Origin of the sequence: Methylocaldum sp. 14B, from assembly GCF_002005105.1 — a bacterium.
Taxonomy (GTDB): domain Bacteria; phylum Pseudomonadota; class Gammaproteobacteria; order Methylococcales; family Methylococcaceae; genus Methylocaldum.
The window spans coordinates 47,605-73,863 of sequence record NZ_MSCV01000011.1 but is presented as its reverse complement, the minus strand read 5'-3'; the positions used below and the strand labels follow the sequence as shown (position 1 = coordinate 73,863).

26 protein-coding genes and 1 tRNA gene are annotated in these 26,259 nt (G+C 57.4%); 13 read left to right on the top strand and 14 right to left on the bottom strand.

Annotated features, from left to right (window positions below; all coding sequences use genetic code 11):
• Positions 1-290: 290 nt before the first annotated feature.
• A complete protein-coding gene (gene mgtE, locus B2A78_RS10090) occupies positions 291-1,577 on the top strand; it encodes a magnesium transporter (protein WP_077729867.1) in 1,287 nt (428 codons plus the stop codon).
• 99 nt (positions 1,578-1,676) lie between these two features.
• On the opposite strand, the gene B2A78_RS10085 is transcribed toward mgtE, so the two are convergent.
• Positions 1,677-2,456: a ceramidase domain-containing protein gene (locus B2A78_RS10085; RefSeq protein WP_077729866.1), complete on the bottom strand. Its 780-nt coding sequence runs from the start codon at positions 2,454-2,456 to the stop codon at positions 1,677-1,679.
• 122 nt (positions 2,457-2,578) lie between these two features.
• Between B2A78_RS10085 and B2A78_RS10080 the strand changes: the two genes are divergently transcribed.
• The gene (locus B2A78_RS10080) at positions 2,579-3,031 is read left to right on the top strand and encodes a hypothetical protein (protein ID WP_077729865.1); all 453 of its coding nucleotides are present in this window, start codon (positions 2,579-2,581) and stop codon (positions 3,029-3,031) included.
• Between the two features lie 129 nt (positions 3,032-3,160).
• On the opposite strand, the gene B2A78_RS10075 is transcribed toward B2A78_RS10080, so the two are convergent.
• On the bottom strand, positions 3,161-3,481 hold the full coding sequence (locus B2A78_RS10075; RefSeq protein WP_077729864.1) for a PilZ domain-containing protein: 321 nt from the start codon (positions 3,479-3,481) through the stop codon (positions 3,161-3,163).
• Between the two features lie 215 nt (positions 3,482-3,696).
• Between B2A78_RS10075 and B2A78_RS10070 the strand changes: the two genes are divergently transcribed.
• A complete protein-coding gene (locus tag B2A78_RS10070) occupies positions 3,697-3,918 on the top strand; it encodes a hypothetical protein (RefSeq protein ID WP_077729863.1) in 222 nt (73 codons plus the stop codon).
• Between the two features lie 177 nt (positions 3,919-4,095).
• Positions 4,096-5,358 carry a ribonucleotide-diphosphate reductase subunit beta gene (locus tag B2A78_RS10065; RefSeq protein WP_077729862.1) on the top strand — a complete coding sequence of 421 codons (1,263 nt, stop codon included), beginning with the start codon at positions 4,096-4,098 and terminating at the stop codon, positions 5,356-5,358.
• Positions 5,359-5,715: 357 nt separating this feature from the next.
• Here B2A78_RS10065 and B2A78_RS10060 read toward each other — a convergent pair whose 3' ends face one another.
• Positions 5,716-7,221: a phenylacetate--CoA ligase family protein gene (locus tag B2A78_RS10060; protein ID WP_205780729.1), complete on the bottom strand. Its 1,506-nt coding sequence runs from the start codon at positions 7,219-7,221 to the stop codon at positions 5,716-5,718.
• 118 nt (positions 7,222-7,339) lie between these two features.
• Here B2A78_RS10060 and B2A78_RS10055 point away from each other — a divergent pair, with 118 nt between their 5' ends.
• Both B2A78_RS10055 and B2A78_RS10050 read left to right on the top strand, forming a co-directional pair.
• Positions 7,340-7,531, top strand: coding sequence for a hypothetical protein (locus tag B2A78_RS10055; protein WP_139841135.1), 192 nt, complete (start codon positions 7,340-7,342; stop codon positions 7,529-7,531).
• 227 nt (positions 7,532-7,758) lie between these two features.
• The gene (locus B2A78_RS10050; protein WP_077729860.1) at positions 7,759-8,139 is read left to right on the top strand and encodes a hypothetical protein; all 381 of its coding nucleotides are present in this window, start codon (positions 7,759-7,761) and stop codon (positions 8,137-8,139) included.
• A 40-nt stretch (positions 8,140-8,179) separates the two neighbouring features.
• Here B2A78_RS10050 and B2A78_RS10045 read toward each other — a convergent pair whose 3' ends face one another.
• Positions 8,180-10,135, bottom strand: a complete 1,956-nt coding sequence (locus B2A78_RS10045) for a serine/threonine protein kinase (RefSeq protein ID WP_077729859.1) — start codon at positions 10,133-10,135, stop codon at positions 8,180-8,182.
• Between the two features lie 420 nt (positions 10,136-10,555).
• Here B2A78_RS10045 and B2A78_RS10040 point away from each other — a divergent pair, with 420 nt between their 5' ends.
• Entirely contained in the window at positions 10,556-10,927 is a 372-nt protein-coding gene (locus tag B2A78_RS10040) for a hypothetical protein (RefSeq protein ID WP_133718271.1), read from the top strand.
• 156 nt (positions 10,928-11,083) lie between these two features.
• Here B2A78_RS10040 and B2A78_RS10035 read toward each other — a convergent pair whose 3' ends face one another.
• Both B2A78_RS10035 and B2A78_RS10030 read right to left on the bottom strand, forming a co-directional pair.
• Positions 11,084-11,410, bottom strand: coding sequence for a BON domain-containing protein (locus B2A78_RS10035; RefSeq protein ID WP_077729857.1), 327 nt, complete (start codon positions 11,408-11,410; stop codon positions 11,084-11,086).
• A gap of 215 nt (positions 11,411-11,625) precedes the next feature.
• The gene (locus B2A78_RS10030; protein WP_077729856.1) at positions 11,626-11,994 is read right to left on the bottom strand and encodes a hypothetical protein; all 369 of its coding nucleotides are present in this window, start codon (positions 11,992-11,994) and stop codon (positions 11,626-11,628) included.
• A gap of 328 nt (positions 11,995-12,322) precedes the next feature.
• Here B2A78_RS10030 and B2A78_RS10025 point away from each other — a divergent pair, with 328 nt between their 5' ends.
• Complete coding sequence (locus B2A78_RS10025; RefSeq protein ID WP_077729855.1) at positions 12,323-13,327, top strand: cation transporter; 1,005 nt, start codon at positions 12,323-12,325, stop codon at positions 13,325-13,327.
• A gap of 50 nt (positions 13,328-13,377) precedes the next feature.
• On the opposite strand, the gene B2A78_RS10020 is transcribed toward B2A78_RS10025, so the two are convergent.
• Both B2A78_RS10020 and B2A78_RS10015 read right to left on the bottom strand, forming a co-directional pair.
• Positions 13,378-14,763, bottom strand: a complete 1,386-nt coding sequence (locus B2A78_RS10020) for a sensor histidine kinase (RefSeq protein ID WP_077729854.1) — start codon at positions 14,761-14,763, stop codon at positions 13,378-13,380.
• A complete protein-coding gene (locus B2A78_RS10015; protein WP_077729853.1) occupies positions 14,756-15,427 on the bottom strand; it encodes a response regulator in 672 nt (223 codons plus the stop codon). Before B2A78_RS10015 ends, B2A78_RS10020 begins: the two co-directional genes overlap by 8 nt.
• A 145-nt stretch (positions 15,428-15,572) precedes the next feature.
• Here B2A78_RS10015 and B2A78_RS10010 point away from each other — a divergent pair, with 145 nt between their 5' ends.
• From B2A78_RS10010 to B2A78_RS09990, 5 genes are all read left to right on the top strand, one after another.
• On the top strand, positions 15,573-16,955 hold the full coding sequence (locus tag B2A78_RS10010) for an OpgC domain-containing protein (RefSeq protein WP_077729852.1): 1,383 nt from the start codon (positions 15,573-15,575) through the stop codon (positions 16,953-16,955).
• A gap of 128 nt (positions 16,956-17,083) precedes the next feature.
• Positions 17,084-17,731, top strand: coding sequence for a carbonic anhydrase (locus B2A78_RS10005; protein ID WP_077729851.1), 648 nt, complete (start codon positions 17,084-17,086; stop codon positions 17,729-17,731).
• Between the two features lie 333 nt (positions 17,732-18,064).
• Positions 18,065-19,456, top strand: coding sequence for a nodulation protein NfeD (locus B2A78_RS10000; RefSeq protein ID WP_077729850.1), 1,392 nt, complete (start codon positions 18,065-18,067; stop codon positions 19,454-19,456).
• On the top strand, positions 19,453-20,214 hold the full coding sequence (locus tag B2A78_RS09995) for a slipin family protein (RefSeq protein WP_077729849.1): 762 nt from the start codon (positions 19,453-19,455) through the stop codon (positions 20,212-20,214). Before B2A78_RS10000 ends, B2A78_RS09995 begins: the two co-directional genes overlap by 4 nt.
• A 176-nt stretch (positions 20,215-20,390) precedes the next feature.
• A complete protein-coding gene (locus tag B2A78_RS09990) occupies positions 20,391-20,690 on the top strand; it encodes a hypothetical protein (RefSeq protein ID WP_077729848.1) in 300 nt (99 codons plus the stop codon).
• A gap of 105 nt (positions 20,691-20,795) precedes the next feature.
• Here B2A78_RS09990 and B2A78_RS09985 read toward each other — a convergent pair whose 3' ends face one another.
• From B2A78_RS09985 to nusB, 6 genes are all read right to left on the bottom strand, one after another.
• On the bottom strand, positions 20,796-21,419 hold the full coding sequence (locus tag B2A78_RS09985; RefSeq protein ID WP_205780728.1) for a urate hydroxylase PuuD: 624 nt from the start codon (positions 21,417-21,419) through the stop codon (positions 20,796-20,798).
• A 209-nt stretch (positions 21,420-21,628) separates the two neighbouring features.
• Entirely contained in the window at positions 21,629-23,740 is a 2,112-nt protein-coding gene (locus tag B2A78_RS09980) for an EAL domain-containing protein (protein WP_077729847.1), read from the bottom strand.
• A 276-nt stretch (positions 23,741-24,016) separates the two neighbouring features.
• A tRNA-Met gene (locus B2A78_RS09975) sits at positions 24,017-24,093 on the bottom strand.
• Positions 24,094-24,176: 83 nt separating this feature from the next.
• Positions 24,177-24,689: a phosphatidylglycerophosphatase A gene (locus tag B2A78_RS09970; RefSeq protein ID WP_240502470.1), complete on the bottom strand. Its 513-nt coding sequence runs from the start codon at positions 24,687-24,689 to the stop codon at positions 24,177-24,179.
• Positions 24,682-25,644: a thiamine-phosphate kinase gene (thiL, locus tag B2A78_RS09965; protein ID WP_077729846.1), complete on the bottom strand. Its 963-nt coding sequence runs from the start codon at positions 25,642-25,644 to the stop codon at positions 24,682-24,684. The genes B2A78_RS09970 and thiL overlap by 8 nt, the downstream gene beginning before the upstream one ends.
• A 36-nt stretch (positions 25,645-25,680) precedes the next feature.
• Positions 25,681-26,259 carry a transcription antitermination factor NusB gene (gene nusB, locus B2A78_RS09960; protein WP_240502474.1) on the bottom strand — a complete coding sequence of 193 codons (579 nt, stop codon included), beginning with the start codon at positions 26,257-26,259 and terminating at the stop codon, positions 25,681-25,683.

The window sequence follows — 26,259 nt, the reverse complement described above, 5'->3', positions numbered from 1 at the left end:
TCCTTTCTTTTGGCGGCGCAAAAGAAAGGACCTCGGCCGTGGGTCCGAGCACCCACAGTCAAATCAATCTGTCGCGGCAGCGACACCTTAATAGCGAAACCTTATTCTTTCGAACTCGAAAAAGATAAATACCATATTACGGAAGAGCTCTGAACGATACCGGCCATGCCGGTTGTCCAAAGAAGTAGGCGCATGGAATAGCCTGCAAAGGACAGCGTGACACACGAGAATCCCGAGTTTGGCACATGGTCGAGCTGAAATTCCTTCGGCATCCAACAATCTAGGACGTGATGAGTCATCAAGGCGGTGAAATGCCGAAATACACGCTCGATGCTGTCAAGGCGTTACGGCGGCTGGAACCGCCGCAGCGGGCGGAGGCACTGTCGCATTATCCGCCGGAAGTGGCGCGGGCTGTTTTTGAACAGTTCGAAGCGCCGCTGCAGAAGGAGGTGCTGGCGTTTCTGCGCGATCATCAAGTCAATCGATTGCTCGAGGATCTCGATCCGGATGACCGAGTCCGCCTGCTGGATACCTTGCCTGAGCCGGTAGGCCAGGCTCTGCTGGCCCGCCTCAGTCCCCGCGAAAGGCGCCTGACTCACAAATTGCTCGCCTTCCCCGTGGAGAGCGCGGGCCGCATCATGAATCCGGAGTATTTGCCGCTTCGGCCGGAGTTTTCGGTACGGGACGCGTTGACCTTAATCCACCGCGAGGGCCGTGCGGTCAGTACCGTGAACGTGCTGCCGGTCCTCGACAGCGGCGAGCGGCTGGTGGGATTGGCAATGCTTAGTGCTCTGGTGCTGGCCGACCCGGGCCAGCAGGTGGAGGACGTCATGCTGGCGCCGGTACCCACGGTAGCGCCTGAGACAGACCAGGAGCAGGTGGCCAGTCTGATTCAGGCGGCGGATCTGTTGGCGCTGCCGGTAGTCGACGATGCTCGGCATTTGCTCGGCTTGATTACGGTGGATGACGCCATGGACGTCGTTCAGCTCGAACAGGAGGAGGACTTTGCTCGGGCCGGTGGTAGCGAGCCGGTGGATCGTCCCTATTTTTCGATCACCTTGTTGGATCTGGCCCGCGCCCGCTTTGTCTGGCTGTTGCTGCTTGCCTTGGCCGGCGCCCTGACGGTCAACGTAATCACCGCTTTCGAATCACTGCTGGAGCAGACGATCAGTCTCTCGGTGTTCATACCCCTTCTCGTCGGTATTGGGGGCAATTGTGGAGCCCAATCGGCGACTACCGTGATCCGTGCCATGGCTACAGGCGATGTCAACGGGGTGGGAGTCGGGCGCGTGGTATTCCGCGAGACTCGGATCGGCATTCTGCTCGGCACTGCCGTGGCTTTGCTCGCCTATGTGCCCGTGTTGCTGCTGTTCGAATCGGGGCTGGCTACGACAGTTTCCCTGACCCTGATCGCCATCTGTGTCCTCGCAACTCTGGTAGGTGCCGGAATGCCGCTGTTGGCGCGACGGTTCGGTATCGATCCGGCGGTAGTGAGCGCTCCTGTTGTGACGACGCTGGTCGATACTCTCGGCTTGGTCTTATATTTCCTGATCGCAAAGGTCGTCATGGAGTTTTGATGGCGGCGCGAATGGGGGGCGGGCGGAAACACGATTGACGTTTATCCGCGAGTAACCGGTTTACCCTGCCGGGGGGGCGGCGGATTGCTCCGCCAAAGCTCATTCGTGTCGGATCGGCTTTCTTTTTCTCAGCCCCAGCAAGAAACAATAAGCCCCTATCGCCGCCAAAACATGTTTGAGCGCATGCCCGCTGATCGGGTACATCACCTGAAAGATCGTCTCATCCAGCAGCTCCGCCAGTTTGGCGACCAAATAGAACCCGAGCAATGCCCAGATATACCCGCTTCCCGTGAACGAAGGCGAGAACAACAGCAGTATCAGCGGAATCAGCAGCATGGGTAGAAATTGGACGAGGCCGTAAGGGCGTAGGTCCCCTTGTCCGGATTGTTCGGTCACGTGCCAATAGATGATGGAGGCAATACCGACGAGAATCAGCGGCCATAACAGTTTTTGCCCCGCCTGGCGGGAAATATATTCGCCGACGATGATGGAGACGAAAGCCATGAAGGCGACGGTCATGGGCAGACGGTCCCAGACCAGTGTCGTATTGTTTGGATCGAGATGGTAATACGCCGAGCCGGGGCCGATCAGTGCGATACCGATGAAGAAGGCGAAATAGCTTGCCCGGAGCTCCGGGAGCGTTCGATCCGGCACTCCCCGGACGAGTTCCCGAAGCGCAGCCAGACCGACCAGGAGGAAGAGGAGATTGGTCGCGACATTCCAGAAATGCGGCATGCCGAACCACCGGCTGCGGTCGGCGAACTCGTGATAGGCCGGGTCTTGCGGGACGGCGGGAACCAAAAACATGCCGATGACCGCGAGCGCGATAATGCCGAGCAGTAAAGCCAGTTTTGGGGTTCTGTGGCGTTCTGTTTTCATGCGATGAAGCTAAAGGAATGCGAGCGTTGACGCACTCCATGCTATACACAGCCGGCCGGTCTGCATACTATTAGCCGACGGATGGCCTTGGGCGTCCGTGTTCAGACATGAGGAGACATCCTATGAAAACAATAACGCTGGGGTTGCTGGTCATGCTTTTAGGGGAGAGCGGCACGACAACCGCTACCGAGGCTGGTATCGAAAGCGCCACCAAACAACTCTTGAAAGATACTGCCAAAACGGTGGTTCAGCGCGGTACGCGCGAGCGAGTGCACGTGGCGGCCGAGAGCATAGAGAAAGCCAAAAACCTGAGGGAAAGCATCGATAAAGCGTCTGCTGCGATAGGAGAGCAAGCCCTAGACACTGCCAAGGAATCTGCCGAGGGGCAGCTGAAGGATGCTGTCCCGGCACAAGCCAAACAAGGCGTCAAGGCTGTCGAGGACGGTGTGGATCAGGCCAAGGCGATCAAAAGCCAAGTCAAAAATGCACCCAAATCGACCCGGGACGCTGCTCAGGTCGTAAAACGCAAGGCTAAACAAGAAGCGGCCGAGAAGGCACTCGAGCTATTGCGTTAACCTGCTTTTTGCGCCTCGCCCGGTCAAGGGCGAGGTGGCAACCTCGATTGATAAACTCTTGGCCGGATTCACTCGGGCGTACGCCGGCCGATAGACCGTCCATATCCCGTGCAGTGTAAACACAGCCTATTAACGGCGGAATACCGCGGTGGACCATAACGCCCGCCCGAATTCGAGCCCATATCCTTGTTGAGATTCACGTTTGACGATGACCGAATACCGGAGCAACCGCACGATTTTTCCTCTTTCGACGGCAAAAACGACCATGGCGGGTTTTCCCACGGATGCCTCTGTGTGCGTGGGCATCTGCAGAAAAATGCCGGAACGGCTCAGGTTTTTGGTGATTCCGCGTGATGGATTGCCGGCAGGGGGGATGAGATAAGTGCGAACGGAAGAAATCGAACGCGGTGCGACCCGTCGATCTTCGGGGGAGTCGGTCTTTTTATTCATCGTGTCCAGCCTTTGTTATTAGATAACCCCAACGTCGAAATTTCATCACATTTGTCAGAGCTTGACGAGAACGGTTTGCACATCCCCGGTTCGGAGGCAACCCACATCCGAACTGTCTAAGGAGTAGAATAAATACCACAAATCGAGAGTCGACTTGGACTCGGAAGAGAATCAGTCGATCGAGATGCGACGCAGCAACCAAAGGAGCTCGGATCATGGCCGAAAAACTTTTGCGCGATATTAAACCGGTTTCCCCTGAAAACCTTGACGATCTGATGCTGATCATGGCCAAGAACATCGAAGAGTCGTTATTCAAGAGCGGAGCACGGCCGGGGCTCGATTATTCCATCTTGGACCTTTACAAACTGGCGCAGCCCTTTGCGCTGGAAGTGTTCAGGAAGAACATCAACACCATGTCCTTTACCGTGCAGTGGTAGCGCGGTTCGGCCCAAAAAACGCGGGAGAGGCTTGCCGGCAAAAGTTATAGCCTACATATTGTGTCTATAATGTTTTTGTGCACAATATATAGTCGCTTAGGTTGGCAACCGCTCAACGATCGAGAGTTGCATAGATATTTCTCCTGAACACTCACGGGCCGAAAAGAGGAAAAAAGCATGTTGAATTGGGAAGATCCCCTCGCTGGCGTTACCGGCAAATCCGTCAAAGCTGAAACTAATCCGAATGCGCCCCGGCTGGCGGAATGGGGAGGGGAACTAGCCGCAGCGCGCGATACCGGCAAGGTCAGTCCCGAATTTCAGGATTTTTTTGCTGAAACGCGATACGAAGCGGACCAGGGGATTGCTGCGGGCAGCGACTCTCGTACCGGTGCGACTGGCCTTGAGAGCATCGAAATGGGGGCCCGGCGCATCCAGGTCGATGACAAGCAGATTATCAATTGCCGCGCCGACCTGAATCAGCTCGTGCCGTTCAAGTACCGTTGGGCCTGGCAGAAATATCTGGATGCCTGCGCCAATCACTGGATGCCGCAGGAAATCAACATGAACGCGGACATTGCGCTTTGGAAGAGTATCGACGGACTGACCGAAGACGAGCGCACCATCATCAAGCGAAATCTCGGATTCTTTTCCACCGCCGATTCCCTGGTGGCCAACAATCTGGTTTTGGCGGTATACCGGCACATTACCAATCCGGAGTGCCGCCAATATCTGCTGCGCCAGGCTTTCGAAGAGGCTCTGCACACTCATGCCTACCAGTATGTCGTCGAGTCTCTCGGCATGGACGAGGGAGAGGTGTTCAACATGTACCGTGAATTGCCGGCCGTGGCGCGCAAGGCGGAGTGGGCCTTGCCGTTCACCCAGTCTCTGGGCGATCCCGCATTCCGGACCGGAACGCCCGAAGACGATCAGCGCCTGCTTCGCGATCTCATCGCCTTCTACGTGATTTTCGAAGGGATCTTCTTCTACGTCGGCTTTACCCAAATCCTTTCGATGGGGCGACGCAACAAAATGACGGGCACCGCCGAGCAGTTTCAATACATCTTGCGGGACGAATCGATGCACATGAACTTCGGCATCGATGTCATCAACCAAATCAAGATCGAGAATCCGCATCTCTGGCGCAAAGACTTTCAGGATGAAATCATCCGCATGATTCGCGAGGCGGTGGAGATAGAGACGCAATATGCCTACGACACCATGCCGCGTGGCGTATTGGGGCTGAATGCCGGCATGTTCAAGGATTATCTGGAGTTCATCGCCAACCGACGCTGCGCCCAGATCGGTTTGCCGGAGCAGTACCCCGGCGCTGGCAATCCATTCCCTTGGATGAGCGAAATCCTGGATCTCAAGAAGGAGAAGAACTTCTTCGAGACCCGGGTAACGGAATATCAGACCGGCGGCGTTCTGAGCTGGGATTGATCTCGGTCTCTTCCCGGAACTACGCTCTATAGCATTTTTCCGGTTTGGCGTGGCGCCCGAAGGTGCAGTAGGTCGGCATCCTTTCCCAATCGCAAACGGTCGCTTTAGTCGCGACCCTTCCCGACGCAGCGGGTTTGTCGGCAAAGGATTGCCGACCTACAAACTCCCGATCCTCGCCGCTAAACCGCGGTGAAAAGCGCTCTATAGGCCATCAGGCTTCCCTGTCCGGTTGGCGACAGTGCAGCGCTTATCGATCGTGCTGCGCTGTCTCGCTGGCCGACCGGAGCAAGCTTCCTCTACCGACGGAGAGTCCCCGGCATCGTAGTCTTCCCGTGTAAAGCCGGGCAAGCTAAGGCCTCATCGCCGGGTATACCGGTGCTTGGCGCCAGCCGGGAAGTACTCGGGATCCTCGAACGGCCGTAGCGTAACTTTGGGGAGTTGTTTTTCCGGCGGCGTGTAGTTGGCGAATTCGCTGTTGAGCCGCAACAACTGCGCTTTGACGGATTCCGCAAGCGTCCGGCATTTCTGATCGTCCGCCGTGGCGCCGGGCAGAAGTTCGGCGGTCACGCTCAGGTATTTGTCCCCGTCTGCCGATTCCTTCGTTTCCAGGACGAATTTGCCCGTCGCCCAAGCCATGATATGCGGCTGTTCCAGGCCGACCGTCACGTTTTCCGGATAGATATTGGCACCGTAGAAAGACACGGTGAAATCCGCGCGTCCGAATACATAAACGAAGGGCAGGGGTCTACAGGGAAAGGTTTCGTCCAAACCGTATTCGGCCAGCGGGCCCGCTCCCCAATCTCGCAGAAAATCGCGCATCTCACCGTAACCGACAACTCCGCCTTTATCGGCGATGTGATAGCGGATCAGCGGCACTCCGTTGTCGCCCGAAACCACCAGGGTTTCCTCGTGGACCTCGAACAACCGGCTGATCGGGTCGTACTGAACCAGCGTAGGCAGGCGCGATTCGCCGAAGAGCTCCCTGGCCGCCTCGGGGCGGTCCGCCAGAAAGCGGCGGACGGCGATGCTCAGCGGCGTTTCGTTGCCCAAAACCCCGGCATCCGCCGTGCCATAGAGCGAGGCCGAATCGTAGCAGGGCGCTTTCGAGCCGACCCGCTCGCCTACCAGGTTCCGCCATTCCTCGCTGAACACTTCGCCGGCGAAGACCATTTTCACCCGATAGCGCGGCCATTCGATTCCGGCGGCAAGACCCGCATCGATGACATCTTTGATGAACGGCGGATAGCCGAGGAGCACGGTTTGTTCGAAACTCGGCGAGAGTTCCTGGATCACCCGGAAGATTTCGTCCTTTTTGTTGCCGGGCGTCGCCACCATCAGGGGATACCCTTTGGCTGCGAGATGCCAGGCGCAGGACGTGGTGTACAGTCCGCCGACCCAGTTCCCGAGGGCGAAGCAAACCACGGCCAGCGTGCTGCGTTCGTGCGCCCAGAAACTGTCGTGAAATATCTGCTCGAAACGAAGCGCGATATCGAGCTCGTCGATGATCGATCTGGGCCAGAACGTGGGTTTTCCGGTCGAACCCGAGGAAACCGCCACCCGGTCGCACTCCGCCAAGCGGCCGTTGCGGCAGCGCTCCGGCAGTGGGTAGACATGCATGTAATTGGGCTTGTCGATCAGGGGAAGCTGCCGAAAGGCATCAAAAGATCCGACGGTCTCCGGCGCTATGCCATGGGCGCCGAGAAATGTTCGGTAAGCCGGAACACGGCTCGCCGTTCGGTGGAAAAGGTCCAATACGACGGATTCAGCATCCATGGCAAGCCGGTCGGCCATCAGTTCGTCGAGCGACCTAAATAGAAAGTGGTGAAGCCGGTTTTGAATTTCGGAAGTGCGATGGGTCAACACGGTTCGTCGCGCCGATTAAAATGTGGTGCTTTAAATTATGATCTCCGGCCACCCTGGGCGCCACCGCCATCGAAACTTCGCGGGCGTGCCGAGGTGTGCTTATTTGGATTTGAAGTCGATGAGCAAAGTTTGGGTTTTTCAGCAATCTACGTTAGAAGTCGCATTGGACGAGTGGGTCCAGGAGCAGATCGATCACTATCCGCACAAGGAGGAGCTTATCCGCACCGTGGCCCTCGCGATGCGCGATTTCCTCGATTCGCGGCAGGTGGCCGAGCACAAGATGGTGATGAACTTGCCGGACAAACCATAGGGCGTTTTCCGGCTTGGTGTGGCGTCCTCACTATGCAAGTAGGTCGGCAAACCTTTGCCGACAATGCTCTCGGCGACCCAGTGTGTCGGCAACGGATTGCCGACCTACAAATTTCCTAAAACTCACCGCTAAACCGTTGCCGACAAAGATGTCTTGACGCCATTCCGCCGATCTGTTTCAGTCGACAGGGCGGTTGTTCCGATTCCGGCTTGCCCAAAGGAGGCAATATGCACGGCTTGATTAAGACGGCGGTTTTGTTGATCGCTATCGCGAGCGGAAGCGTCTGGGCTTACGGTGGCGGGGGCGGCGGAAGCAGCGGGTGCGCCGAGCCGAAATTCTTCGAACCGAATCCGACCGGCGCCGTTGCCGCGCTTGCCGAGTTCGCTTTCGTCGCGTCGGACAATACCGACAGCGATACTCTTACGGTCGAAATCAACGGCCAACCGGTTACGCCGGTACTCGAACGCCTGAGAAGCGGCGACTGGCGAGTCAAGGCCGTCCCGCCGCAGCCCCTTACCGAGCCAGGTAAGGTTCGGATCACGGTCAAGGCGAAGAGCCGGGACGGGTGCTGGGGATTTCAGCCGTATGCTGTCGAGGTCAAGCCGTGAGTTTCCGGCCGACCGCGCCAACGTGAGCTTTTCGGCCGTTTTATCCCCACTGCTCCAGCACTACGACCTTCCACGCGCGGTTTTTTGTAGGCCGAACCGTTTGCCAGGCGGCAATGCGATTGGATTCTCGGCCGCTTCCATGGGTCGGGCCGTGGTAATAGCCGATGCCGGCTTCCTGATCCGCAATCTGTCTCGCGAGCTGGCGCAATTCGGGAATTTTGTCGAACCGTTCTTCGCGGAACAGGTTTTCCCCGATTTCGTCGGTATCGGTGTCGTAAAGGATGAAACCGTCGTCCTGAATGATCCACACCGCTCTCTCCTGGGTTTGGAGTCCGGCGGGCAATAGTTTTCCCAGGAACTCGGCGGCCTTGAAACGGGCGGACAGAAAACCCGGTATGGTCTTGCCGCGCTTTATGGGTACGACGAGGGTTACGGCGTCGAAACCTTCGGGCGCCTCGTAGACGCGGCTCAGTATGGGTTCGGTCAATTCCAGCGCCAGACGATTGTGTTCGAGCCGGGAGGTATCGGCGCCGATGGCTTCAGCGTATTTCGCCGGCGCCACGGCGGTGATCGTGCCGGGGGCGATCGTGGCGGCAAAAAGCTCGGCGTCGGGATACCGGGTCAGCAGGGATGTCAGAATCGGAGTCATGGCCTTGCGGTCGCCTACGTTGCCCGCGGCGTCCGCGAGCCGTTCCATCCCGCTTCGTATCGAGCCTATGGCATTCGCTATGTCTTCCGCGATCTGATCGGCGGCGGTCAGGTTTTCGTTGGATATGCGGGTGACGTCGGCCAGCGCCGTTTCCGCGCGCTCGCGGGCATGGATCGCCATTCGTCGCTCGGCGACGGCCACTTCCCGCTCTTTCCGGGCATCCATGGCAAAATGGACCGCCAGCCCCGCACCGATCGCGACGGCCATGACGACCGCAAGTCCAGCGGAAAGCGCTGCCTTGTTGCGGGCGACGAAACGGCGCAGCAACTCGCCGCGCGAATAAGCGTACGCGCTGACCAATCGTCCATCGCGGAAAGCGCGCAGCTCGTCGGTCAATTCGGCGGCGTCCCGGAAGCGGCAAAGCTTGTCCTTCGCGAGGGCCTTGTCGCAAATGGCGGTAAGCTCGGCCGGTGCGGGAACCGGACCTTTGCGCGAGGAGGGCAGCGGCGCTTTGGACTTGAGCTGCTCGACGATGGACGAGAGGCTGCCTTTGAGCGGCGCCCGTCCGACCAAGATGTGATACAGAATGCAGCCGAGGGCGAATACGTCGGTTCGCGCGTCCACTTCGCCATAACGCTGATCCACTTGTTCGGGCGCCATATAAGCGGGTGTCCCGAGGATTTCGCCGACTTGAGTGAGGTCGTCGGATCCGGCCTCTTCGGATGCGGCCGGTACGGCCCGGCGGAAGACATCGGCTTCGATGCCGATCTTGGCGAGACCCCAGTCCAGGATGATGGTTTCGCCGAATTGTCCCAGCACGATGTTGCCGGGTTTGAGATCCCGGTGCACCACGCCTTTCGAATGGGCGTAGGCCATAGCCTCGCAGACATCGATGAGCCGGTCGAGCAATTGCAGACGTTTTGCAAGCGCCTGTTCGGGCTGTTCCGAATTGCATGCGGAAAGCGCTTCGGCCAGGGTCTGCCCCCGTACGAGGCGCATCACGTAATAAGGAGCACCTTGGGAAGTGGTTCCCATGTCGTAGACCGGAACGATGCCCGGATGCTCCAGGCGTCCCGTGATTTGGGCCTCGCGGAGAAAACGGAGCCTGATGGTGGGGTCGACGGCTTCGTTCGACGCGAGCATTTCCTTGATGGCCACCTGACGCCCAATGCGCTCGTCGAAACCGAGCAGCACCCGCCCCACGCCCCCCTGGCCCACTGTGCCGCACAAGGAGTAATGATCGGTGAGTCTGTAATCGGCTGTGGATTCCTGCGAACCTTGCGCAGCATCGAGCTGGAGTTTCAGCACCGTGTAATCGTCGAAATCGGCGTTATCGTTACCGCGCATTGGTCGATCGTGTGTATTGAACGAAGCTCACATTAATGTAGTTCGTCATCGGCTAAGGGACAAACGGACGGCGACGATCGCGCCGAACCGATCGGCGCCACGGTCGGCTCTTATCCAAGAACGGAAGGGGCGGAACGCGGGTCTAATTGCTTGACGTTGCCCGAATCGTACGGAAGTAGCGATATGGTCACTAAGCGCGTAATGGGCGATTTAGCGACAGGGGCAGAGAACGAAGGCGTGCGGAAGGGAGTCGCCGTCAGCTCAGGGAAATCGAGTCCGATCAGGTGCCTTTTGTTCTGCCTTCTCGCGAGCATCGCGGTCTTGTGGTTTCGACCGGTGCATTCGGCGGAGATCTACAAATGCCGAACCGATGCCGGGTTGTTATATACCGATGAACCGGCTTCGAGGAGTTGCCGTCGGATGCATATCAAGGTCACCAAACCCGACCCCGAGGCGATTGCGCGATTGGAGGAATGGAAAGAGCAGCAGGCGGCCGAGGCGGCTCGGAAAGCGGCGGAAGCGCGTGAAGAACGCTTGGTCCGGGTTCGCGAGCTGGAAGCCCTGGCGGCATGGCAATCGGCACGCGCGGCTATGGTGGACGCCGAGGCCGCTCAGTATTGCCAATATCCTCAGCCGGTCTATTTTCCGTTATGGACTTATCCCGGAGTCCCCATTTTTCGCGATTATTCGAGTTTTAGCGGATATCCGTTCCCGTATGGGCACGACGCAAGACGCTACTCGCGATACGGAATGTCGCCCGACCGAATTCATTTCTGGCGAGAGCGGCGATAAGGACCGGGCCGAACAAGGGAACATTCCTCGCGCCGGCAGGTGCGGCAACGCGAAATCAAACCGAGCCGATAAGAAAGGCGACGACGAACGAACCGAAAAGAACAAACAGTCTCCCGAGAAGCCTGACGCCAAGTCTCAGCTCCACGACGGGGTTTCCTAAAACCGCGGCTCGTCGCGTTTCTGTCTGACGCGGATGTTGTTCTCGACCGACTTGACGCCTCGGATTCCGCGCGTGATCGCCTCGGCATGCCGGCGTTGATCCTCGTCGGGAACGAAACCGCCGAGTTGCACATGCCCCTGATGGGCTTGCACCTGGATGCCGAGACCGCCGACATAAATGTCCTGTAAAAGCGCTGCCTTGACCCTGCTCGCAATAGTAACGTCGTCGGCATTGGCGCCGAACTCCGTCTTCTTGCCTTCCGAATTGGCGCAGCCGGTCAGGACGAGCACCGCAATGGACACCAGGAAATATCGCCGTTTCATTTTTTCCTTGCCTGGTTTCGATCTACGGCAGTAGCCAAGCCCAAATGCTCGTTCAATCCAGTCGTACTTGAAGCATGAGACGCTCTTAGCCAGCCGTCCCTAGAGCGTCTCGTTTCCTCCGTCATCTGAGCGAGATCGGGGTTTTCGTGCTGGATTCGCGTTGGCGCTCGAAAGGCGCTTCTGTTTAGCGTCGGCCGCAAACCCGATGTGAAAATCTATTGGTTTTGCCCGTCTTCGGAGCCGCCTTCTCCGCCTTCCGTGCCGCTGTCTCCGCCCGTTGCCCCGCCGGGACTGCCCGTACCTTGCTCGCCTTCGGGCTGCCGTTGCTCCATCCCGGGTTGGGGCTGCTGGCCTTCGCCTTGGGGTTGCTGTCCCGTCTCCGGCTGACCGGTTCCGCCTTCTTTTTGTTTTTCCCCGAATGGTTGGAAACCCTCCCAGCCGGGGTAGGACTTATCGCGATCGGCTTCGGTCCCCGCGACGACAGTCGCCTTGTCCAGAGATTTCTTAGCCGCCCAGACCGGATTCGCGACAAATAGCAGACTCGATACGGCTGCCGCCAGGGCGATCGAGATTTTGTGGCGCATGGATTCCCTCCTGTTTCGCATCCTTATTCGGAAGCTGCCCGACAACATCGAATGAAAATTACTAATAGCACGAACGCCGGTCTCGGTCTCTATGGACTATTACGAGGGGAAGGTGCCGAGCTCATGTAAACATGCAAACACCCATACTCCGATTTCGCCCCACGGCCCGGTGAAATGCGGTTAATCGGAGGTCTCGTGAAAAGACGTTAAACTACGCGCCAACTTTTGCCTCCGTCCCGTCCGCAGAGGGGGATCATGCGGCAACCCTATGCGGCGATGGAGCGGGCGAACCCTGCGACTTGTCACGAAACACAATCAATATCCAATAATGTTCAGTATTTGGGCGGAATTTGCCGCTTGCTTCCTCTTGATCGCTTATGCCGGAACGAAGCTTTCGTTATACGGCGATGTCATTGCTGACAAGACCGGCCTCTCGGGAAACTGGGTGGGACTGGTCATGCTTGCCACCGCGACATCGTTGCCCGAGTTGATTACCGGGTTAAGCTCGGTCACGCTCGCATCGGCGCCGAACATCGCCGTGGGTAATGTGCTCGGTGCTTGCGTTTTAAATCTGATGATTCTGGTCGTGGTCGATTTCCTCCACCGTAAAGAATCGATTTATCGCCGCGCCGGCCAGGGCCATATTCTCTCCGCGGGTTTTGGAGTGGTCATGATCGGCCTGGTGGGGTTCAACGTTCTCCTCGGACAGCGAAACGGTTGGGCCATAGGGCATGTAGGCGTTTATATGCCTGTTATCGTTCTGATGTATTTGATCGCCGTGCGTTCGATTTTTCATTACGAAAAGCAGCAGGTGATCGAGTTCGCGGAAGAGGTTACCGATCGTTATGCCGGCATCTCGCTGCGCCGCGCGATCGTGAGTTATGGTGGGGCCGTGGTGGTCGTAGTCGCCGCCGGCGTATGGATGCCGTTCATCGCGACCAAGCTCGCGACGGCCATGGGGTGGCACACGTCATTCGTCGGCACGCTGCTGGTCCCGATAGTCACCTCGATGCCCGAACTCACGGTTACTCTGGGTGCTTTGCGGCTCGGGGCACTCGACATGGCGATCGCCAATCTCCTGGGGAGCAATCTTTTCAACATTTTGATTATTGCGATCGACGATCTGTTTTACCACCCAGGGCCTTTGTTATCCAACGTATCGGCCATCCACGGCGCGTCGGCGATGTCGGCCGTAATCATGACTGGCCTCGCGATCGTGGGCATTCTCTATCGACCGGCGACGCGTGTCTTCAAAACAGTGGGCTGGATCAGCCTCGGGCTCTTTGCGATTTATTTGCTAAATTCCACGGTGCTCTACCTCCATAGCGAGTAACCGGCCGAAGGTAGGCTTTGCCAGTCGGTTCGCCGGAAGAGTTTCTCAGCTCAAAAAAACGGTTCTCGGTCTTGAAAGAGAACTTCGATCCGCGCTCCGCCGTGATCGGAACGTGACAGCCGGACCCGCGCGTCATGCTGCTCGGCAATTTCTTTGACGATCGCAAGCCCGAGCCCGCAGCCGTCGCCGGGACTGCCCGGGGGGCGATAAAACCTCTCAAAAATCCTGTCCGCCTCGGAATCCGGAATGCCCGGCCCATCATCTTCCACGATGAGGCATGGATGGCTATCCGCCGCGAGCCGTACCGTAATTTGGCCATGATCGCGTCCGTAGCGGATGGCGTTGTCCAGGAGATTGTTGAGCAATTCGCGGAGCAGGGTTTCCTCGCCTTGCACGTACACCGGAGCCTGCGGTCCTTCGAAGCTCAGATCCATATCGCGTTGCAGCGCTCTCGGCACCCAATCCATACAGGCATCCCTTGCGATGGCGCGGAGGTCCGCCCGCGAACCGGGGCGAGGGCCGCCCAGAGCCGTTTCCGAGCGCGCCAGCACCAGGAGCTGCGTGCTCAACCGCGATGCCCGGTCGGCGCAGTTTCGGATTTGCGCGAGGGCGGGGCGCATCGTCGCCAGCTCGGTTTCCCGCAGAGCACGCTCCGCCTGGACTTTCAGGCCGGCCAACGGGGTTCGCAGCTGGTGCGCGGCATTGGCGATGAAGCGCTGCTGGGCAGTGATTGCCGTGGAGAGCCTCGCGAGTAGATCGTTGATGGTATGGGTCAGCGTGAGCACTTCGAGAGGTACGCCGGTATCCGGGATCGGCGCGAGGTCGCGCGGCGAGCGTTGGGCGATTTCGCGCGTCAATGTGTTTAGCGGATGCAGGCCCCGGTTGATGCCTATCCAGATGTACAGCCCCGCGCCAAAAACCAGCAAAAATTGGGGTACCAGCTCGGCCAGGAGAATGTCGGTCATCATGCTGCGTCTTTTCCTTATCGTCTCGGCAACCTGGACCAAGACTTCCTCGGAACTGTCCTTGGGCGTGGCGAGCATGGAAACCACCCGGACGCTGTGGTTTTGAATCATACTGTCGAAATACACCGGCTGATCGCGGACCGAAGCCAAGTCGGGCGGAGGTGGAACTCGTTTGTCCCCGGCCATGAATCCGTGGCGGGACGATTCGATTTTGAAGAAGGTTTGATCCACCTCGTCCCACTGGAAAATCTCCAATGCGGTGGGTGGCAGTTCGAAGGTCACCTTGCCTTTCTGGGCCTTGACTTCCTGCGCCAGCGAGCGTGCCGAGTCGAGCAGCCAGCGGTCATAGGCCGCATTGGCGTAATGAAACGCGATGTAATAGGAGGCTATGGCGTCCAGCACCACGAACAGGGCGAGAGGGAGCGCCAAGCGCAGCAGAAACTGGGTTCGGAGGCTCTGGACTTTAGCCATCGGTGTCTTTTTCGAGTAAATAGCCTAGGCCGCGCACAGTCCGGATTCTCACGCCGAATGCCTCCATCCGTTTGCGCAGCCTGTGAATATAGACTTCGATGGCGTTGTCTCCCAGTTCTTCGTTTCCCGCCGACAGGCGCTGGGCGATACGGTCCTTGCTGACCACCCGCCCGGCCTGGATCAACAGCGCCTCGAGCACTCCGTATTCTCGCGCGGACAGAATGATGGGTGCATCGTCCACCAGCACTTGGCGATTCAGGGTGTCCAGCGTCAATCGGCCGACCGTGAGATCGCCGAATCCTCCATAACGGCGACGTATCAGAGCGTGAATTCTTGCCTCCAACTCTCGGAGGTCGAAAGGCTTGACCATGTAGTCGTCCGCGCCCCATTCGAGACCCTTGATTCGGTCATTCAGGGCATCTCGTGCGGTCAGGACCAAGACGGGAACGGGATTTTTCCGCGCTCGCAACCTTCGCAATAGTTCGCAGCCCTCCATGTCGGGCAGTCCCAGGTCCAGAATGACCAAATCGAAGCTTTGGGTGAGCAGTGCGGATTCGGCATAAGCTCCCGAAGCCGCACCGGTGACCGCGTAGCCCGATTGACCGAGCACGTGCGTGAGGCCGTCGGCCAGAACGGTATCATCCTCCACGAGTAGAATCTTCATAAGTCAAACAAGCGTTATGAAAGGTTTGTGAAAGCTTCGGATTATAGAATGGAGCGTTAGGGCGCCCGCGCCGAGAGCGCTATGGGGTGAGTGTCTAAGTCAGCGTGGACCCGGTGCATATTTTCGTCGACAGATTAAGATCCCGATGACCGGACAAAGCTTACACAAACAGCGAAACCTTAAGCTCGATTTTTTTCGCGGCCTTGCCTTGCTGATTATCTTTATCAATCACATCCCCGCCAACGAGCTGCTGCTTTATACCCCGTCTCGTTTCGGCTTGAGCGATGCGGCCGAGGTCTTCGTGTTTCTCTCCGGCTATGCAGCGGCCATCGCTTATGGCCGCAGTTTCCGCACGTCCGGTTTATGGTTGGGCAGCGTTCGGGTGTTTTACCGCTGTGGGCAAATCTACGGCGCCCACCTTGCTCTGTTCATGCTTTTGGCGGCTGTTTGCGTGCTGGGCAACGCGGTTTTCGAAGAGCCGGATTATATCCACCGTCTCAATATTCGATATTTTTTCGATGATACTCAGGAGGCCCTTCTGGGATTGATTTCCCTACGGTATGTTCCGAATTATTTCGATATTCTGCCGATGTATCTGGTGGTCATGTTGTGGATACCGGTGGTGTGGACGCTGTCCCGCATTCATATAGCGCTGGCCTTCGCCTTCCCTATCGGTGTTTACCTCGCCATGTGGCGATACGGACTGGAGCTTTCGGCGGACCTGCACAGCGATCGCCCCTGGTTTTTCAATCCGTTCGGCTGGCAGCTGATTTTTTTCACCGGCTTCGCCTTCGGATCCGGCTGGATTAAACCTCCCGGACACAAGATATGGCTGGCGGCAATCTGTGTGGCGTTCGTGATTCTGTCTTTGCCGCTGAGTCCCGAGCCGGCGCTCCGGCCGACCGAGTTCCTGATTCAACTCCACGCCGGTTTGCTGCCCTGGCTGGACAAGACCCATCTCGGGCCGTTACGGTGGGTGTATTTCATGGCCTTGGCCTATCTCGTCACGACATTCCTGCGGAACCGGGAACATTGGCTGAATTCGAAGGCCGTCCGGCCCATTATCGAAATGGGTCAGCAGTCGCTGCCGATATTCATCGTAACGATGGCGCTTTCCTATGTCGGCGGTATGTTCTTGGACCAATTCGGTCACGAGGTCGCGGCGCTTACGGCGGTCAATTTGGGCGGCTGCGCGTTGCTCTTGCTTACCGCCCGCACGATGGCGTGGTTGAAGTCTAGCCCATGGAAAGTTCAGAGCGGGCGGAGTTCCTTGTCGGCCGCTTGGCACGATGATGGAGCGAGCGACTCGCTCTTTCCGGTTTTTGCGGTACGGCCGAGCCGATTGAAGCAAACTCCGGTAATGGTTCTCGTAGCTTTTGTGGCAGCGGTGCCTTTGTCTCTTTCTCAAAGGAATTCGGACGCTCACTATTCCATGGTGGCCATGCGAGGGGCCGGAGGGATCTTAGTGCAAGATCATGTGCATGGTCATGTAAACGAGGCAGTGGGCACTCAAGAGAATTTCAAGTAGCAAGCTCGGGCGATGAGTACGTCGCGAGTGCGTGACGCATTTGGCCGCAGGCCGGTCCAATGCGTGCAGCGTCGGTATCTGGACCGGCACCGTCAAACGCCGATTAACGAACATTTGAAGAGGCAACTATGAGACCGTTCGAGAAACTATTATTGGAAAACAAAGCATGGGCCGAAGAAAAAACGATCCGGGAGCCGGAATACTTTTCGCGGTTGGCTAACGCTCAGACACCGGATTTTTTGTGGATCGGGTGTTCCGATAGCCGGGTTCCGGCGGAAATCATCGTCAATGCTCAGCCCGGCGAGATTTTCGTACACCGGAACATCGCCAATCAGGTCATTACCACCGACTTCAATAGTCTCAGCGTGATCCAGTATGCGGTCGACGTGCTCAAGGTGAGCCACGTGATCGTATGCGGGCATTACAACTGCGGCGGCATCCGGGCGGCGCTCAGCCCGCAACGCTCGGAACTGCTGATCGTCAACAAATGGCTGATGCATATCAAGGACGTGTACCGTTTGCACCAGTCCGAGATCAATGCGCTGGAGACCGAAGAAGCGCGGGCGGAGAGATTGGTGGAGCTCAACGTCATCGAACAGGTTCAGACGCTCGCGCACACCTCGGTAATCCAGCATGCATGGAAACGCCATCAACGCCCGGTACTGCACGGGTGTGTATATGGCCTGAAAGATGGAATCATCAAAGAACTCATCCGGCTTCCGCCCGAAACGCTGATTCATCCGATTTACCAGTACACGGATCTGCCCGAGGGTTGACCCTTCCAGTCGGCGCGCTTAGAGCCTATTCTGGTAGGTCCCCAAACCCTTCGACAAGCCTGTCCTGAGCACCGTCGAAGGGCCTGTCCTGAACCAAGTCGAAGGGCTCAGGGCGAACGGCCGACCGAGATAGGCTTTCGGCGCGCATCCGGTTTTTGCGTCTGCGTAGTTCCCATACACCTGAAGCGTCGCGCGAGAAGAGATTTGCCGCCCGAGAACCGTTAGCGGTATAAGAGAGTCCGAGAAAGAGAAGAATCAATCGGAACCGGAGGCTTGCCGGCGAGCTCCGCCTCGGAAAGGTCAAACACATTCACCGGGAGTCGCGGAGAACGGATGCTGCGAAATATCATCGTCATCTTTATCGGGTTGTGGCTCACGGCGGAGATCGCGGGTGGAGCCGAGCAGCCGTCCGAACGTCCGGCTCCGCCGCCGAAGGTGGTTGCGCAATTGACGATAGATGGTCCTGTGGGGCCTGCGACCAGCGATTATATCGACCGTGCGCTGAAGGATGCCGAAGCTCGAAATGCGAGCCTGGCAATCATTCGGATGGATACGCCGGGCGGCCTCGACACGGCGATGCGCGACATCATCCGAATGATTCTGGCTTCGCCCTTTCCGATAGTGTCCTACGTCGCCCCAAGCGGAGCCCGGGCGGCCAGCGCAGGGACTTATATTCTTTATGCCAGCCATGTTGCTGCGATGGCACCCGCCACCAATCTGGGCGCCGCGACGCCGGTCGCCATCGGCGCACCGGGAGGAAACGAAGGCAAGCCCGGGCCGAACGATAAGGATGAGCCGAAAGCGCCGCGCGACTCCGGCGACGCCATGTCCAAGAAGATAATCAATGACGCGGTGGCCTATCTGCGCGGTCTTGCTCAGCTTCGGGGCCGAAACGCCGACTGGGCCGAGAAATCGGTGCGCGAAGGGGTCAGTCTTACCGCCGAGGAAGCGCTTAAGATGCACGTCATCGACATCGTCGCGTCCGATGTTCCTACTTTGCTGGCGAAATTGCACGGACGGCAGGTCGACGTGTTGGGCCGCTCCGTAACGCTCGATTTGACCGGGGCCGCCGTGGAAGCGATCGATCCCGATTGGCGCAGCCGTCTTCTCGCCGTCATCACCAATCCCAATGTTGCATACATCCTGATGATGATCGGGGTGTACGGACTCATTCTCGAATTTTACAACCCCGGATCCATCGTACCGGGCACGGTCGGCGTCATTTCCCTCCTGCTGGCGATGTATGCCTTTCAGGTCCTGCCGGTCAATTATGCCGGTCTCGCCCTGATCATCGTCGGCATCGGTCTGATGATCGCCGAAGCGTTCGCGCCGAGTTTCGGGGCGCTCGGGCTAGGCGGCATCGCGGCGTTCATCATCGGCAGCGTAATCCTGATCGACACCGAACGAATGCCCGGCGTCGGCCTCAGTTGGGCCGTGATTGCGGCATTCGCCCTGGCCAGCCTGATGTTCTTCGGCGTTGCGGTAGGCCTGATCTTGCGGTCGCGGCACAAGGCCGTCGTCACCGGGCGCGAAGAGCTGATCGGTGCGGTGGGGACCGCCCTGGAGGACTTCCAGGAATTGGGCAGAATCCATGTCCGAAGCGAAATCTGGACGGCGCGAACCGGGATTGCGGTGCACAAGGGTCAACGCGTTCGCGTAAAAGGAATGGACGGATTAATTCTCAACGTCGCGCCATTAGAAGAACGAAAGGAGCTAGAGCCATGATCACCACCTATTTCGTCGTTTTTCTCGCCGTCATCGTACTGATGTTTCTGTTCGCGGCGATCAAAGTGCTGCGCGAATACGAGCGAGGCGTCATCTTTCTGCTGGGCCGATTCTACAAGGTCAAGGGACCGGGACTGTTCATCGTCATTCCGATCATTCAGCAGATGGTCAAGGTAGATCTCCGGACCATCGTGATGGACGTTCCGACCCAGGATGTGATTTCGCGGGACAATGTTTCGGTCAAGGTGAATGCGATCGTCTTTTTTCGGGTGATCGATCCGGCCAACGCGATCATTCAGGTGGCCAACTATTACGAAGCGACCAGTCAGCTCGCGCAGACAACCTTGCGTTCGGTGCTCGGCCAGCACGAACTGGACGAGATGCTGGCGGAACGCGAGAAATTGAACATCGACATACAGGGCGTCCTCGATCAGCAGACGGATGCCTGGGGCATCAAAGTATCCAATGTGGAGATCAAGCATGTCGACTTGGATGAGAGCATGGTTCGAGCCATTGCGCGACAGGCGGAGGCGGAGCGGGAACGCCGCGCCAAAGTGATACACGCCGAAGGCGAGTTTCAGGCTTCGCAACGCCTGGTCGAAGCGGCTCGGACATTGGCGCAGGCCCCCAGAGCCATCGAACTACGCTATCTCCAGACCCTGACCGAGGTTGCGGGCGACAGATCTTCAACCATTGTGTTTCCGTTGCCGATGGAAATCATCAGTGCCTTCAGAAGCGGGCAAAGCACGACATCCTGATCGGTTTAGCGCTAGGCCGCACCAGGTGCAGGCCAGCGTGGCGAGAGAAAGGAACGGCAATCGCCGCTCTTTCGCGGCGATACCACAGGTAGGATAATCCGATTGCGGGCAGCCTTGCTGCCCAGGCCGCGGCTCGGTCGCGTCGATTCCTACCAGTCAAGCGAGGTTATGCTGATATGCCGCTATTCATTTCCATATTGCTCACCATAGGCATCATTTATTGGTATTACCGGACCGCAGAGCGGTTGGGATTGAAGTCGCTGCACTGGGGTGTCGCGGGAGCCATCGCTTACCAGGTGCCGGCCTGGGCGTGGATGATCTTGGTTTCCAAACCGTACCTGTCCTCACTCAGAGGAGCGGCGAAAACCGGAATGTCGGCGTTCCTGATCGGTCACTCCTGGATTTTGGTGGGCGCATTATGTGCCGTGTTGGTTTACAAGTTCGTCCTGTTGAAAGCCAATGTTCGGGAATCGTAATCGGTCATTTTTCGGTAGCTACCGAGCAACCGATTCTAGGTTCGATACACGGAAAAAGGGATTCCGAGCTTAAACCGGAATCCCTTTTTGATTTCGATGAACCCCCTACGCCAGGTTTTGGGCGGCGACCATGAAGTAAAGCATCGGGATCGAGGACATGGTGTTGAAGCGGCTGGCCAGCATCGCTGTCCGCGCGGCCGTCTTTTTCTCGTCATCCGTGGCTTCGACCAGCCCCAGCGCCTTCTTCTGATTCGGCCAAATGATGTTCCACACGTTGTAGGCCATGATCAGGCCAAGCCACATACCGAGACCGATATAGGTAGCCTGTCCGCCCTTGAAGTAGCCCAACAGCAGGGCCTGGATGACGTAGCCGTTCAGGATCGCCAGGATCAGTCCGGTGACTACGGTCGACAAGGCAGCCCAGCGGAACCAGAACAGAGCGGCCGGTGCGATGACCTTGCCGATCGCTGGCTTTTGTTCGTCCGGGATCTTGGGCATGGACGGGATTTGGACAAAGTTGAAGTACCACAGCAGACCGATCCACATGACGCCCGAAAGCACATGCAGCCAGCGAAACAGAAACGCAAACCAGACTTGCGACATCTGAACGGTGCCGGTGGCGAACGCCAGAGCCACGACCAGCACGGCGCCGAAGATCAGAGCCCTTTCCAGTTTGTCCAATCCGAATTTCGCAAGTGCGTTGATCACCTGAAGCATGACATTTTGCATTGTCGTTTTCCTCTTTTTTGTTAGTGTTGACTAGACCGTGCAAAGTGTGCGCGGGCTCAACAGGGTATTCTTCTCTCGGGCGGCAATCAAATGGAATTCGGCGGCGTGGCCGATATAGGGGACGACGATATTTGCGACGCGTAGCGCCTTCCTCCGCGAACGCTACACCAGGCGAGAAAACGTGTCAGGCGGGCGGCTAGCGTCCTGGCTTATTCGGTCGTAACAGTTTCCGTATCATGGATGCTTTGCCGACATGGCGCACGGCTCAGCAACCAGTCAGTCAACTCATGGGCGGGCATGGCTCGTTGAATGAAATAACCTTGTCCTTCTTCGCAGCGTTGTTCTCTTAGAAAGTGCAAGTGGCGCGCATTTTCGATGCCCTCGGCAATAACCTTGATTCCCAAGCTGTGCGCCATTGAGATGATGGCTTTGGTGATCGTCCTGTCGCTCGCTGAGGTATGAATGTTCTGGATGAACGAGCGATCGATCTTCAGTGCGTCGATCGGCAATCGCTGTAAGTAGCTTAAAGAGGAATAGCCGGTACCGAAGTCGTCGATCGAAATCCGGATGCCTCGGTTTCGGAACGCCTCGAAGATTTGCAGTGTGGCGTCGAGGTTTTCGATCATGATGCTCTCGGTAATTTCCAGTTCCAGGCAGCTCGGGTCGACTTGTGTTTCAGCAATGATGGCATCGAGTAACGGAACAAGATGATCGAGACGATATTGCCGGACGGAAATATTGACGGCCAGGCGTAACGGATACAGCCCCAGTTTGTGCCATTCGCCGAGTTGCCGGCACCCGGCCCGCAAGACCCATTCGCCGACCGGCAGGATCAGATTGGTTTCCTCGAGCAAGGGTATGAACTGATCCGGCGGTACAAGCCCAAACTCGGGGTGGTTCCACCGAATCAGGGCCTCGACTCCGATGACGCTTCCGGTTTGAAGATTGATTTGCGGCTGATAGCTCAGGACGAACTGGTTCTTCTCCAAAGCCAACCGCAGTTGGGTTTCCAGTGTGAGTCGTTCCAGGGCCGCGGCATTCATGCCGGGCGAATAAAATTTGAAGTTGTTGCGTCCCTCGCACTTAGCCGTGTACATGGCGCGGTCGGCATTCTTGACCAATTCTTCCATCTCGGTAGCGTCCGACGGGTAGAACGCGATTCCGATACTAGGCGAAATGAAAACTTGATGACGTTTCAGGTTAATCGGCTTGTTCAGCGCATGGATAATCTTTTGTGCAACGATTTGCGCCTTTTGCGGCTCCGTGATGTTCTCCAGAATGACCGTGAATTCATCGCTTCCCAAGCGCGCCGTCACGTCGCTCTCTCTGACCGACTGCTTGATGCGCGCGGCGACCTGCCGCAGCAATTCGTCGCCGGCGTTATGACCCAGGGAATCGTTGACGGTTTTGAACCGGTCGAGGTCGACGAACAGCAGTGCGAGGCCGGTATTGTTTTGCCTGGTCCGATTGATGGCTTCATTCAGTCGTTTATTGAACAGTTCGCGATTGGGAAGCCCTGTCAGCGTGTCGTAATGAGTGAGATTGCGGAGACGATCTTCGATCTTCTTGCGTTCGGTGATGTCCGATATGGTCGCGATGTAGTTCAACAACCGGCCGTTCTCGTCTCGTACGACATTGATGGTGAGCCATTGAGGATAAATGTCCTGATTCTTCCGCTTGTTCCAGATCTCGCCCTTCCATTGTCCGGTCAGATCGATAGCCTCCCACATGCTCCTATAAAATGCCTTGTCGTGTCTGCCTGAGCTCAGAATAGCCGGCGTATTGCCGACGACCTCCTCGGGCGCGTAACCGGTGATCGAGCTGAATGCGGGATTGATCGCGATAATGCGCGTTTCGGAATCGGTGATCAGGACACCCTCGGTGACGTTATGAAACAACATCTCGGCAATTCGATCCCGGTTTTCCGATTCTTTCTGGGCGCGGAGCAAGCGTTCTCGGTCGAGAACCTTTTGAATGACAGACGGCAAAAGATCGAAGAATGCCTCGTGCTCGTCCTTTACGACATAATCCGTGGCGCCAAGCCGAAGAGCCTCGACAGCGACATCAAAGGCGTGCTCTCTACAAATCACGATGACGCCGGGGACGAACGGCAAGGCCAGTATTTCACGAAGGGTGGTCAGTCCGTCCTTCCCAGGAATAAATTGATCGAGAATCACGAGGTCGTACTGTTCCCTAGCCAGCGTTTCCAGAGCCTCGTCGCAGCTTGCGGCGATATCGACGCGATGACCAAGTTTCGTTAGACGTGCCTGTACGAGAAGCGCCAGGGAGGCGTCTTCTCCAAAGTAGAGGAAGTGAGCCATTATGATTTGTTATTGTGCTGGGACTGGTGAACCAAGCTTAGTTTATCGCTCAGGACATAACCACAGTTCGGCACACAAAGCGTGCTTGCTCAGAAGAACATCGGATCGTGCGGCTTTATGTCGCGATCCAGGCGGAGCGGGCAAACCCGGTTGGCAACTCGGGCGTTAATCAGACGTTCGGCAGGAGGAAAAGAGACGGCTCGGTTTCTGCGTATCAACGGGATCGCCAGAAACGAAAAAAGCCTACAGATGTTGATCTGTAAGCCCTCAAATTGTTGGTAGCGGGGGCAGGATTTGAACCTACGACCTTCGGGTTATGAGCCCGACGAGCTACCAGACTGCTCCACCCCGCGTCAATTCAGAGTACTATACCGTAAATGCTTCCTCGATGCAATCCAACGTTTACTTTGGGTAACGAAACAGGCTCTTCGGATCTTCAGATTCCGAATCCCGTTCGTAACAATATTAAGCAAATGGCTGCGTAAATACCGGCCAATCCATCATCGAGCATTATTCCGAGTCCGCCGTGAACGCTACGGTCGAGCATGGCGATCGGCCAGGGTTTCCAGATGTCGAAAAGACGAAAGGCCAGGAAGCCGGCGAGCACCCATTCCCAGGAGGCCGGCGCGAACATCATGGTGATGAGAAAGCCGGTAATCTCGTCCCACACGATGCCCGGATGATCCTGCACGTTGAGCTGTTGCTCGCACCGCCCGCAGATATAAACGCCGGCGATCAACAAGACGATTACGGTGAGTGCATAAAACGGGGTGCTTAGATTGGCTGCCAGCAAGTAGATCGGAACGGCGACCAGCGTTCCGAAGGTTCCCGGTGCGACCGGCGCAAGACCGGAACCGAAGCCGAATGCCAGGAAGCACGCGGGATTACCGAAAATCTCCGCCGGTTTGATGAGGCGATGGGACCTTGTTTTTATTGTCTGATTAATCACTGGAAAAGTGCTGATATCCGTCTTGGGAAAGCTCGATGGACCTGCCGTCTTTGAAGAGTCTCAGGCCGGTTTGCGGCTCGATTTGGCCAATCAGGGCGAACGGAAAACCGCCTGTCGTTAGGCAGCGCTCCAACTTCTCCCGATTTCCCGGCGGAACGGTGAAACAAAGTTCGTAATCGTCGCCCGCCGATAACGGCATCCGCCAGTCGCCCGTTTCCTCGATATAACGGCGTACCCCGTCCGGTAATGGCAACCGTTCCCAGGCTAGCGTCGCGCCTACGCCGCTAGCTTCCAAGATATGTCCGAGATCGGCGGCAAGTCCGTCGGACACGTCGATACCGCTGTTAGCCAAGCCGCGCAGCTTCAAGCCGATATCGACGCGGGGTTCCGGTCTTTCCAGATGGGCAATGGCCGTTTGGTCTTCGATACCGGTTCGGCCCTGACGCATCTTGAGTCCCAGCCCTGCGGCGCCCAATTCGCCGGTCAAATAAATCAGGTCGCCGGGACGCGCGCCGGAACGTCGAAGAGCGCTGTCTCGCGGCGTGAGGCCAAGGGCTTGTACGGTAATCGTCAAAGGGCCGCGGGTGGTATCTCCGCCGATCAATTCGACGCCGTAGCGCTCGGCCAAAGCGAAAAAACCCTTTGCGAAACTTTGCAGCCAAGCGGCGTCGGCATGGGGAAGGGTAAGCGCGAGCACCACCCACTTGGGCTTCGCTCCCATCGCGGCGAGATCGCTGAGATTAACGGCCAGTACCTTGTGGCCCAGGCTTTCCGGATCGACATCGGACAGGAAATGGACTCCTTCCACCAGCGTATCGGCGGTTACAGCCAGATCCTCGCCTTCCTCGACGCGCAGTAAAGCGCAATCGTCGCCGACGCCCAAAATCGTGGACGGATGCTTGACGGTTTGATCGGTGAAAAAACGGCGAATCAGTTCGAACTCACCTAAGGCCATGGCATTGTGCAAAGTAGAAGGGTAGTGCGGCAACTGCTAGGTTTTATGCCGCGTTTGTATTTCCGCCGTGCGGTGCTTACGGGCTAAGCGATCCAAGATGCCGTTGATGTACTTATGGCTTTCCGTGGCTCCGAAGTGCTTGGCGAGATCGATGCCTTCGTTGAGCACCACCCGGTACGGTATTTCCAGGCGGAACAGCAGCTCATATGCGCTGATCCTAAGGATGGCCCGCTCCACTGGGTCGATTTCGGCAACCGGGCGATCGGCGAATTCGCCCAGCGCCGAATCGATCGTGTGAAGGTGTTCGGGCACGCCATGCAGCAGTTCCTTAAAATAACGGGCGTTGATTTCGGGTGCGCAGCAATGCTCGATCAGCTCGTCGAGCGGCGGCCTTTCGGGCTGCTGATCTTCCGTTTCCCTCTGGCGGCAGTATTTCTCGAGCGATTCTTCGAGCAGATTTTGTTCGTGATCGGTCAGGTCGTATCCGCTCTTATATCGTCTGAAAAGGACCTTTGCCTCCTTCAATTCACCCAGGAACTGGGCTTCGATCGCCGACAGATCGGCGTCGCTCAACTGCCATTGATAAACGGCCTGTACCGCGCAGCGGCGCGCCAT

Bases quoted from the DNA above. Each gene is read 5' to 3' on its own strand.
- B2A78_RS10055 (WP_139841135.1), top strand. From the start codon at position 7,340: ATGAGCAAAGTTTGGGTTTTTCAGCAATCTACGTTAGAAGTCGCATTG.
- B2A78_RS09985 (WP_205780728.1), bottom strand. From the start codon at position 21,419: ATGCAAAATGTCATGCTTCAGGTGATCAACGCACTTGCGAAATTCGGA.
- B2A78_RS10020 (WP_077729854.1), bottom strand. From the start codon at position 14,763: ATGGCTAAAGTCCAGAGCCTCCGAACCCAGTTTCTGCTGCGCTTGGCG.
- B2A78_RS10035 (WP_077729857.1), bottom strand. From the start codon at position 11,410: ATGAAACGGCGATATTTCCTGGTGTCCATTGCGGTGCTCGTCCTGACC.
- B2A78_RS10075 (WP_077729864.1), bottom strand. From the start codon at position 3,481: ATGAATAAAAAGACCGACTCCCCCGAAGATCGACGGGTCGCACCGCGT.
- B2A78_RS09995 (WP_077729849.1), top strand. From the start codon at position 19,453: ATGATCACCACCTATTTCGTCGTTTTTCTCGCCGTCATCGTACTGATG.
- B2A78_RS10005 (WP_077729851.1), top strand. From the start codon at position 17,084: ATGAGACCGTTCGAGAAACTATTATTGGAAAACAAAGCATGGGCCGAA.
- B2A78_RS10025 (WP_077729855.1), top strand. From the start codon at position 12,323: ATGTTCAGTATTTGGGCGGAATTTGCCGCTTGCTTCCTCTTGATCGCT.
- B2A78_RS10000 (WP_077729850.1), top strand. From the start codon at position 18,065: ATGCTGCGAAATATCATCGTCATCTTTATCGGGTTGTGGCTCACGGCG.
- nusB (WP_240502474.1), bottom strand. From the start codon at position 26,259: ATGGCGCGCCGCTGCGCGGTACAGGCCGTTTATCAATGGCAGTTGAGC.
- B2A78_RS09990 (WP_077729848.1), top strand. From the start codon at position 20,391: ATGCCGCTATTCATTTCCATATTGCTCACCATAGGCATCATTTATTGG.
- B2A78_RS10085 (WP_077729866.1), bottom strand. From the start codon at position 2,456: ATGAAAACAGAACGCCACAGAACCCCAAAACTGGCTTTACTGCTCGGC.
- B2A78_RS10030 (WP_077729856.1), bottom strand. From the start codon at position 11,994: ATGCGCCACAAAATCTCGATCGCCCTGGCGGCAGCCGTATCGAGTCTG.
- thiL (WP_077729846.1), bottom strand. From the start codon at position 25,644: ATGGCCTTAGGTGAGTTCGAACTGATTCGCCGTTTTTTCACCGATCAA.
- B2A78_RS10065 (WP_077729862.1), top strand. From the start codon at position 4,096: ATGTTGAATTGGGAAGATCCCCTCGCTGGCGTTACCGGCAAATCCGTC.
- B2A78_RS10050 (WP_077729860.1), top strand. From the start codon at position 7,759: ATGCACGGCTTGATTAAGACGGCGGTTTTGTTGATCGCTATCGCGAGC.
- B2A78_RS10070 (WP_077729863.1), top strand. From the start codon at position 3,697: ATGGCCGAAAAACTTTTGCGCGATATTAAACCGGTTTCCCCTGAAAAC.
- B2A78_RS10040 (WP_133718271.1), top strand. From the start codon at position 10,556: ATGCATATCAAGGTCACCAAACCCGACCCCGAGGCGATTGCGCGATTG.
- B2A78_RS10080 (WP_077729865.1), top strand. From the start codon at position 2,579: ATGAAAACAATAACGCTGGGGTTGCTGGTCATGCTTTTAGGGGAGAGC.
- B2A78_RS09980 (WP_077729847.1), bottom strand. From the start codon at position 23,740: ATGGCTCACTTCCTCTACTTTGGAGAAGACGCCTCCCTGGCGCTTCTC.
- B2A78_RS10045 (WP_077729859.1), bottom strand. From the start codon at position 10,135: ATGCGCGGTAACGATAACGCCGATTTCGACGATTACACGGTGCTGAAA.
- B2A78_RS10015 (WP_077729853.1), bottom strand. From the start codon at position 15,427: ATGAAGATTCTACTCGTGGAGGATGATACCGTTCTGGCCGACGGCCTC.
- B2A78_RS10010 (WP_077729852.1), top strand. From the start codon at position 15,573: ATGACCGGACAAAGCTTACACAAACAGCGAAACCTTAAGCTCGATTTT.
- mgtE (WP_077729867.1), top strand. From the start codon at position 291: ATGAGTCATCAAGGCGGTGAAATGCCGAAATACACGCTCGATGCTGTC.